At 67.2% G+C, this 8,214-nt stretch carries 9 protein-coding genes and 1 pseudogene; 5 read left to right on the top strand and 5 right to left on the bottom strand.

From position 1 onward, the window contains the following. A pseudogene (locus I71_RS07005) lies at positions 1–247 on the bottom strand (propionyl-CoA--succinate CoA transferase); the annotation flags it as partial. Positions 248–468: 221 nt separating this feature from the next. Between I71_RS07005 and I71_RS07000 the strand changes: the two are divergent. The 5 genes from I71_RS07000 (at position 469) to I71_RS06980 (ending at position 4,493) form a co-directional block, all read left to right on the top strand. Next, positions 469–786 carry a CcdB family protein gene (locus I71_RS07000; protein WP_042693001.1) on the top strand — a complete coding sequence of 106 codons (318 nt, stop codon included), beginning with the start codon at positions 469–471 and terminating at the stop codon, positions 784–786. Between the two features lie 7 nt (positions 787–793). Continuing rightward, positions 794–1,474: an RluA family pseudouridine synthase gene (locus I71_RS06995; protein ID WP_042692997.1), complete on the top strand. Its 681-nt coding sequence runs from the start codon at positions 794–796 to the stop codon at positions 1,472–1,474. A gap of 94 nt (positions 1,475–1,568) precedes the next feature. Further along, a complete protein-coding gene (locus I71_RS06990; protein ID WP_042693008.1) occupies positions 1,569–3,017 on the top strand; it encodes an ATP-binding protein in 1,449 nt (482 codons plus the stop codon). 117 nt (positions 3,018–3,134) lie between these two features. Further along, entirely contained in the window at positions 3,135–3,833 is a 699-nt protein-coding gene (locus tag I71_RS06985; RefSeq protein WP_042692994.1) for a pirin family protein, read from the top strand. Positions 3,834–3,962: 129 nt separating this feature from the next. Further along, positions 3,963–4,493, top strand: a complete 531-nt coding sequence (locus tag I71_RS06980) for an arsenate reductase ArsC (RefSeq protein ID WP_042693006.1) — start codon at positions 3,963–3,965, stop codon at positions 4,491–4,493. A 22-nt stretch (positions 4,494–4,515) separates the two neighbouring features. Here the strand turns inward: I71_RS06980 and I71_RS06975 are convergent, their stop codons facing one another. From I71_RS06975 to I71_RS06960, 4 genes are all read right to left on the bottom strand, one after another. After that, the gene (locus I71_RS06975; protein ID WP_042692990.1) at positions 4,516–5,547 is read right to left on the bottom strand and encodes a TIGR01620 family protein; all 1,032 of its coding nucleotides are present in this window, start codon (positions 5,545–5,547) and stop codon (positions 4,516–4,518) included. Next, positions 5,544–6,926, bottom strand: a complete 1,383-nt coding sequence (locus I71_RS06970; RefSeq protein ID WP_042692986.1) for a YcjX family protein — start codon at positions 6,924–6,926, stop codon at positions 5,544–5,546. Before I71_RS06970 ends, I71_RS06975 begins: the two co-directional genes overlap by 4 nt. Positions 6,927–7,198: 272 nt before the next feature. Next, complete coding sequence (locus I71_RS06965) at positions 7,199–7,675, bottom strand: hypothetical protein (RefSeq protein WP_042692981.1); 477 nt, start codon at positions 7,673–7,675, stop codon at positions 7,199–7,201. 107 nt (positions 7,676–7,782) lie between these two features. Next, positions 7,783–8,214: NAD-dependent epimerase/dehydratase family protein (locus I71_RS06960; protein WP_042692976.1), on the bottom strand; the 432-nt coding region annotated here is incomplete at its 5' end.

Below are 8,214 nucleotides of genomic sequence, written 5' to 3'. Positions count from 1 at the left end.
ACAGCACCCCCGCCTCGGTCAGAATCCCGTCCACGTCGTTGCCCAGCGAGGCGCCGGTCATCAGCGTGATCTTCAGCTTCTCGGACGCGGCGCGTTCGGCCAGCGCCAGCGGCACCGCCTTGGCGTCGCCGGCACGGGTGAAGCCGCTCATGCCCACGGTCATGCCGTCCTTGATGAGAAAGGCGGCCTCTTCCGCCGGAACCACCTTGCCCCACAGGGATTTCAGGCGGATGCGATCTCGGTACATCGGGCGTTCCTTTTATGAATGCTTTTTTGCGAATGGCGAACGATCCGTTCCCATGCGGTCGTATTTCTTGTTTGAAAATACTCATAAGGAGGCGCTGTCCGATGCCGCAATTGTTCGTCCGGAATATCAGGCAATGCTCAAGTGAATGGGTGGGCGAATATCGGCGGATCTGTGCGCAATCCGGACAGACACTTCGGAAATCAGCATGTCGACGACATCTTATGAGCCAGTTCGACGTGCACAGAAACATCGGCGCTGGCCGACAGACGACTCCTTTTGTGGTTGTCATTCAATCGGGAAGGTTCGACAGAGCACGCAGCCGCGTCGTCATTCCAATGATCGACAAGCGCGCGGAGCCGCCCATCGATCCTGAATTGAATTCATCTTTTGAAATCGATGGACGCTCGGTGGTTCTTCATCCACGACAGACCGTGACGGTCCGCACCGAACGGCTCGGCGAGAGGGTCTGTTCCCTCGCCGGCGACAGCGACCGCATCATCGCCGCCATCGACCTCCTGATTTCCCGTGCCTGGGGATGAGTAGCCCGTGACACCCGCCCAAATCCAAGACCGCATCCTGTACCGCGACGGGCTGATGCTGATCCTCGACAAGCCCGCCGGGCTGCCGGTCCATGCCGGCCCTGCCGGAGGGCCGAATCTGGAGCGGCATTTCGATGCGCTGCGCTTCGGCTTTCCCAAGCCGCCGTCGCTGGCCCACCGGCTGGACCGCGACACGTCGGGCTGCCTGATCCTCGGCCGTCATGCCAAGGCGCTGCGCAAGATCGGCATCCTGTTCCAGAACGGCAAGGTCGATAAGACCTATTGGGCGGTGGTCGCCGGCACACCGCCGCAGGAGTCCGGGCGGATCGACCTGCCACTTGCCAAGGTCTCCAACAAGACCGGCGGCTGGCGCATCGTCGGCGCGCCCGACGGGCAGGCGGCAGTCACCGACTATGTGGTGCGCGGGCAGGCGGACGGATTTACCTGGCTGGAACTGACGCCGCACACCGGCCGCACCCACCAGATTCGCGTCCATTGCGCCTCCATTGGCTGCCCTCTGCTGGGCGACCCGCAATATGGCGGGCCGGAAGGCAAGCCGTTGCACCTGCATTCCCGTGCCATCTCGCTGCCACTCTACCCCAAGCGCGAACCGGTGGGGGCCGTGGCGCCGGTCCCGGCTCATATGAGAGCGGTCTTGGAGGCTTGCGGCTTTACCGAAGTGTCATAGCGTCGCCACCATGCACCGGCCTTGCTGCAACGCGGCAGGCTGCCCCATGATCGATGTCTGCAAACGGGGCGATCCCGGCCCGGGGGACAAGCGCATGAAGCCGATCGGCACGACGACAGCCCGTTGGATGACCTTGCGATATGCCCTGGCGCTGACGCTGATCGCGCTGGGCACGCTGGCCGGCTTCGTCATGACCGAACGGGTGATCGGCCAGCACGAACGAATGCTGGAGGTGGTCAACGTGTCCGGCCGCCAGCGCATGCTGTCGCAGCGCACGGCGTTGCTGGTGGAGCAGTTGAAGACCGCGACCGACCCGGCGACCCGGATCGAACTCGCTCAGCGGTTGGGTGAGATCACGGACATGTTCGAGGCGGCACACCATCGCCTGAGCGGCCGGCCCGCGCCACAGGAAGGTCAGCCGCTGGGACCGCCTCCGCGGGACTTGTTCTACAGCGGCCCGGATCCGCTGGATCCGGTGGTAACCGAGCATATCGCCGGCCTGCGCCGCGTCATCGCCGCCGCTTCGGCAGGCCAGCCGCCCGATCCGGCCGAGGCCGGCCGCATCACCGCCCAGGCGCTTGGCCCGCTGCTGGATCGGCTGGAGGAGATGGTTGCGCTCTACCAGGAGGAGGGCGAGGCGGGCTTCCAGACCCTGCACCGGCTGGGATTGGCGGTGCTGCTGGTGACCCTTCTGATCCTGGTGGTCGAGGCGGTGGCGATCTTCCGGCCGATGACGCGGCAGGTGCGCCGCCAGTTCACCGAAATCCTGCGCATGGCAGAGACCATCGAACGGGCGAATGCGACGCTGGAGCAGCAGGTGCGGGAACGGACCGCTGAACTGCATGCCGCAAAAACAGCGGCGGAGCAGGCCCATCGTGCCAAATCCCGTTTTCTTGCCCACGCCAGCCACGATCTGCAACAGCCCCTGCAGGCAATCGGCATGTTCACCGGCATGCTGGAACGCCAGCCACAGAGCGGCAAGGCGACAGCCCTGCTGACCGACCTGAAGGCGGCGCAACGGTCGATGCGCGACCTGCTGAACGCCATCCTCGACATCTCCAAGCTGGAATCCGGGGTGGTGACGCCGAAGCCCGCCGACCTGCCGCTTTCCCCCCTGCTCGACCAGCTGGAGGCGGAATTCGCCGGACAGGCGGAGGCGAAGGGGCTGCGGCTGCGCGCCATCCCGACCAACGCGGTGGTGCGCAGCGATCCGGCGCTGCTGGAGCGCATCATCCGCAACCTGATCGCCAATGCCATCCGCTACACCGAGGCCGGTGGTGTCCTGGTCGGCTGCCGTACCCGCGGCGACAGGCTGTGGATCGAGGTCTATGACACCGGCCGCGGCATTGCCGAACCCGACCGTCTGCGCATCTTCGAGGAGTTCGTCCAGCTCGACCGTCCCGACCGGGATCGCAGCGAAGGCATCGGGCTTGGCCTCGCCATCGTCGAGCGTCTCGCCCGGTTGCTGGGCCATCCGGTGACGGTGCGCTCGGTGGAAGGGCGCGGAACCGTGTTCGCCGTGGGTGTGCCGTTGGCAGGCTAAAATTGTGCCGCCTTGAAGAACAATCTGATGCAATAGCGCTAGATTGTTCTTTGATACCCCGGGTGCCAAATTCCCCTCCAGACAACGACACGCCCAAAAGGCACGGAGGGTTCCACCATGATCACCATTCGCCATCGCGACGAGCGTGGGGTCGCCAACATGGGGTGGCTGAACAGCAACCACAGCTTCTCGTTCGGCCATTACTTCAATCCGGCCCACATGGGCTTCCGTGCCCTGCGGGTCATCAACGAGGACCGCGTGATTCCCGGCGCCGGCTTTCCCACCCATGGGCATGCCAACATGGAAATCGTCTCCTACGTGCTGAACGGCGCGCTGGAGCATAAGGACTCCATCGGCACCGGCTCGGTGATCCGTCCGGGCGAGGTCCAGGTGATGAGCGCCGGCCGCGGCATCCGCCACAGCGAGTACAATGCGTCGGACACCGAGCCGGTGCATTTCCTCCAGATCTGGATTCTGCCGGAGGCGAACAATCTGTCGCCCGGCTACCAGCAGGCGGATTTCCCGACCGAGCAGAAGCGTGGCAAACTGAAGCTGGTCGGGTCGCGGGACGGCCGTGACGGCAGCGTCACCATCCACCAGGATGTCGACCTGTACGCCACGCTGCTGGACGGCGAGGAGAGCGTCACCTTGCCGCTTCGTCCCGGCCGCCATGCCTGGGTCCAGGTCGCCCGCGGCCGGGTCCATCTGAACGGCACCCTGTTGAAGGCCGGCGACGGCGCCGCTCTGACGGACGAGGAGGCGGTGACGCTCGACCGGGCGGACGAGGCCGAAGTGCTGGTCTTCGACCTTGCCTGATGCGGCCGGTCTTACCGTGTCAGGCTTGACATAAAAGCTTGATTTGAACCGGGAGCGGGGCAGGCGGCAGAGTGCCGCAGTCCCGTTCCCGCCGACGCCCTGCCGGCGGGCCGAACCCTGGGGTTGGCGATGACCGAGCAGAAAACCTACAATGTCCTGTTTCTCTGCACCCACAATTCGGCGCGCAGCATCATGGCCGAATGCCTGATGCGCCGGTGGGGCGCCGGCCGCTTCAATGCATGGTCCGCCGGCAGCCATCCGGCCGGCCAGATCAACCCGCACACCCTGGCGACTCTGAAGGCCTTCAATCTGCCGACCGACGGGCTGCGCTCCAAGAGCTGGGACGAGTTCTCCCAACCGGAAGCGCCGGCGCTGGATTTCGTCTTCACCGTCTGCGACCAGGCGGCGGGGGAGATGTGCCCGGTGTGGAACGGCGCTCCTCTTGTCGCCCATTGGGGGGTCGAGGACCCGGCTGCCGCCACCGGAACGGAAGACCGCATCCGCATGGCCTTCCGCCGCACCTATGTGGAATTGGAAAGCCGCATCAAGATCTTCGCCAGCCTGCGAGTGGAACAGCTGGACCGGCTGGCCTTGCAAAGCTCGCTGCATGCCATCGGCACCGTCCATGATTCCGAAACGGACATGATGGCCGGCGCCTGAGCGCCATCTCACGCCGCCCGTATCACAGCACCTGCTTCGGCACCGACAGCAACTCCTTCCTGATGCGGTTCAGGCTGGGGCGGTTGTCGGGGCCGAAGGCGATCGGACGGCACAGATGCATGGCGGTCAGCCCGACCCGCGCGGTCAGCAGGCCGTTGATCACCCCCTGCCCCATCCGGGTGGAAATCGCGGCGGCGAGCGACCCGCCCAGCGCCTCCACCGCCACATGGTGGGCGCTCTCGGTCACGCCGGCGACGGCGATGTTGGCGAGCATCCGGCGCAGCAGCCGGAGCGAGCCGACATAGCCGGGCCGGGCGCCATAGAGCGCGGCAATCTCCCGCACCAGCGTCAGGTTGCGCCAGAGGACGACCGCGAAATCCAGCAGGGCGGCCGGACTCAGCGCCGTGGCGACGGCGGTGTCGCGCGAGGCGCGCAGCACCCGCTGGTAGGCGGCGTGGTCGAGCGGGCTCAGCACCTCGCGGTCGAGAAGCCGGACCACCTCATGCTCGTCATGGGCGTCCGTGACATGGTGGATCACGAGGGCCAGTGCCGGAGCCAGTTCCCGGCGGTCGGCATAGAGCGCCACCAGGGACCCGGCGAAGCGGTCGGCCCGGCCACCGGGCGCGTCCAGCTCAAGACGGCCGGCCTCGGCCCGCAACTCCTCGATCCGGCGCAGGCGGCGGAGCGATAGCAGCTCGGTCGTCAGCATCGCCAGCGCGGCGATGCCGGCGGTGGCCGCCAGCACCGCGACCAGCCCACCCAGGACAAGGCTGGTGGCGAAGGCCCGGGCCAGCAGGTCGGCGGTGTCGAACCCAAGCGCCACCAGAACCAGCGCCGCCAGCGCCCCGATCAGCCAGCGCCCCAGCCTGCGCGTGGTCCGCACCGGCGTGGCGGGCGCCGGCAGCAAATCGGCCGGATCGCCGGTGCCGGTCAGCAGGGCCGCTTCCTCCTCCGCCGGCACCGGGGCGGCGCGGTCGGGATCCAGCTCCATCGGCGGAACCCAGCCACCTGAAGACTTGCCGGACTTGCGTGTTCCGGTCTCGTGCTCCGTCACGTCAGGTAATCCCCGAAAAGGAATTGCAGGGCCTGATCGACGCGGATGTGTGGCAGGCCGCGCGGGTCGCGTCCGAGGTCGTCGGGCGGACGGAAGGCGAGGAAGTTGTAGGGACGGTCGCGGCCGGGCGGGAAAGCCTCCGCATCCTCCGGGATCTCGCCGGGGAACAGCACGGTCGGGCGGTCGCGTCCGACGGGCACGCCGCGGACACAGCGCAGTTGGCGCCCCTCATGCTCCGTCACCACGCTTTCGGTGCATTTCAGCGCGGCGATGGCCATGGTCTCGACCTGGGCGCCTTCAAAGCGGATGGCATTGCGGGCGTCGCCGACCAACCGGTCGAGCAGGGCGCGAAGCTGGGCATGCTGGTGGGCGGCGATGTGGTCGGCCTTGGTCGCGGCGAACAGCACGCGGTCGATCTTGCTGCCGAACAGCCAGTCGAACCAGCCGGACGCACCGTGGCGGAACGGCTCCAGGCTCAGCTCCAGCGCACGCTTCATATCGGCCATCCCGGCCGGACCGGCGTTCAGCGCGCCCAGCACGTCGATCAGCACGATCTGCCGGTCGAGCCGGGCGAAATGCTCGGCAAAAAAGCGGCGGACGACGTTGGTCTTGTAGGCCTCGTACCGCTCCTCCATCAGCGCCCAAAGACTTCCCCTGCCCCGCTGGGTCCCATGCAAAGGACAGAAGGTCAGCAACGGTGCGTCCTTCATGTCGCCGGGTTCGACGAAGCGGCCGGGCTGGATCAGGCTGAGCAGCGTGTCGGCACGGCGGCAGGCGTGGAGATACTCGGTGTAGAGCGCCGCCCCGCGCCGCGCCGTCTCCTCCTCCGCCGAAGCCGCCGGATCGATGGTGGCAAGCCAGCCGCGCCAGGAGGCCGACAGCGCATCGCGCGGCGGGCGGGCGGCGAGTTCGAGGGTCTGGGCGCTCCAGTCCGCGAAGCTCTGGCGCAGCAGCGGCAGGTCGAGCAGCCATTCGCCCGGGTAATCGACGAGGTCGAGATTCAGCGTCGCCACCGGCTGCACCGAGCGCTTCAGCGCCGAGTCCGGGCGATAGCGCAGGGAAACGCGCATCTGGCCGATGCCGCGCGTCGGCTCCGGCCAATGGGGGTCGGGACCGGTCAGGGCGGCAAGATGGCCCTCGAAATCGAAGCGCGGCACGTCGGGATCGGGCTGAGGCCGCAGCCGCGCCGCCTGGAAGCGGCCCGACGAGACGACATCCATGAAGGGCAGCCGCCCGGCCTTCAGCAGATTGTCGACAAGCGCGGTGACGAGGACGGTCTTTCCCGCCCGCCGCAGTCCGGTGACGCCGACGCGCACCGTCGATTCAAGGAGAAGCCGGCTGCCGGCGTCGTAGAGGCTGTTCAGGTCGGGAATGCGCACGGGCGGTCGTTCACGTCTGGCCGATGACCGGCCCTATATGGGGTCGGCCCGCCGGGATGCGAGGGGGAGCCGGATGCGACGTTTGGAACAGCGTGAAACAGTTTCCGGGGGAGTGTTCACTGTTCCATCCGGTCGGCATCGGCGGTGAGCTCCGCAGTTGGGGACAAGGGGAATTGGTATCATGGGAACGGCGGAACGGAGAACGGCGGTGTGAAATTCGGGGCACCCCCCTCTCCCCTGGGACGAGGGGCTCCCGGTATGGGAGAGGGGGGTCATCCCGCGATATAGTGCGGCATCAGCTTCGCCTGATCGCCGATCCAGACCTCGCATCGGCTGTCCTGGTTGAGGAAGAAATAGGTCTTGCCCGGCTGGCGGCGGTTCTGCGGATCGATCAGGTTGGCGCCGCCGGAAAAGGCGACGCCATAGCGATGGTCCGGCGTGGCCGCCCAATAGAGGCCGTCGATCTGTTGCAGGAAGGCGCCGCGCTGGCACAGGTGCGACAGGGTGCGGTCCAATGTGGCAAAGCCCTTCAAGCCCTGCGGCAGGCTGTAGACCAGGCGGCTTTCGGTGCGGAGCAGGCGCGGCTCGTGGCCGGGCGGTGGTGGCTCATAGGCGCGGAAGGGCGGGCGCAGATGGCCGGGTTCGGTGCGGTCGGTGCGCAGCACCTCCTGCGCGCCGGCGTCAGCCGGAAACAGAATGGCCGGAAGCGCAATAAGGCCCAGCAGCAGGGCGGCAAGGCGGCCGGTCATCGCGCCGACGGGTCGCTGAAGACCGGACAATCGACGATCCGGCAGTGGACTGACAGCAAGCGGGACCGGAAAACCGGCCCCTTCAATCCGTCCCTTGAGCCGGCCCTTCACCCCAACCATGCCAGCGTCTCGCGCAGCCCATCCTCCAGCGGCGTGTCGCAGCTCATGCCGAAGGCGGCGACCAGACGCGACGGATCGCCGATCGACATCCGGATATCGCCCGGCCGCGCCGGACCGTAGCGCCGGTCGAGCGGCCGGCCCGACAGCTCCGCCAGCACGTCCGCCAGCCGGTTGATCGAGGTCGGACGGCCGGTGCAGACATTGTAGACCGGTGCGCCGCGTCGCGGATGTTCCATCGCTGCGGTCAGGTATCGCACCAGATCCCCGACAAAGATGAAATCCCGGACCTGCTCGCCGTCGCCGTTGACGATGATCGTCTCCCCCCGGGCGATGCGCCCGGCGAAGATGGAGATGACGCCGGAATAAGGCGACGCCGGGTCCTGGCGCGGGCCATAGACGTGAAGAAACGGAAGCCGGCG

The organism is Azospirillum sp. B506, assembly GCF_000333595.1.
Classification (GTDB): domain Bacteria; phylum Pseudomonadota; class Alphaproteobacteria; order Azospirillales; family Azospirillaceae; genus Azospirillum.
The sequence above is the reverse complement of the archived record's forward strand: the minus strand, read 5'-3'. Positions and strand labels throughout refer to the sequence as shown.

Bases quoted from the DNA above. Each gene is read 5' to 3' on its own strand.
- I71_RS07000 (WP_042693001.1), top strand. From the start codon at position 469: ATGAGCCAGTTCGACGTGCACAGAAACATCGGCGCTGGCCGACAGACG.
- I71_RS06990 (WP_042693008.1), top strand. From the start codon at position 1,569: ATGAAGCCGATCGGCACGACGACAGCCCGTTGGATGACCTTGCGATAT.
- I71_RS06985 (WP_042692994.1), top strand. From the start codon at position 3,135: ATGATCACCATTCGCCATCGCGACGAGCGTGGGGTCGCCAACATGGGG.
- I71_RS06980 (WP_042693006.1), top strand. From the start codon at position 3,963: ATGACCGAGCAGAAAACCTACAATGTCCTGTTTCTCTGCACCCACAAT.
- I71_RS06965 (WP_042692981.1), bottom strand. From the start codon at position 7,675: ATGACCGGCCGCCTTGCCGCCCTGCTGCTGGGCCTTATTGCGCTTCCG.